The following is a 239-nucleotide window of genomic DNA, read 5'->3' as shown; positions in this document are numbered from 1 at the left end:
AACGAAAAAATACGGCCAAAGCGAGCATCTTCCTCACAAATATTACACGGTACGCCCACGGGAATTATCAGCTCGCCGTTTGGTGCAAAACGCAAAAATTTCCAGCCATGATGACGCTCTGAGGGTAAATCGCTATAAAACACTTCATACTCAGGATTTTTGAGGTGTTTATCGATATTTTTAAAACGAATAATACGGTGCACTTCACCGACATATAAGTCACCGCCTTTAATTGCTAA

1 pseudogene is annotated in these 239 nt (G+C 41.0%); it reads right to left on the bottom strand.

The window, feature by feature from the left end:
• Positions 1–239, bottom strand: a pseudogene (locus tag SB765_RS33335) (hypothetical protein); the annotation flags it as partial.

This window comes from Pseudomonas sp. SIMBA_067, assembly GCF_046534675.1.
GTDB classification, from domain to species: Bacteria; Pseudomonadota; Gammaproteobacteria; order Pseudomonadales; family Pseudomonadaceae; genus Aquipseudomonas; species Aquipseudomonas putida.
This window is presented reverse-complemented; position numbering and strand designations above follow the sequence as displayed.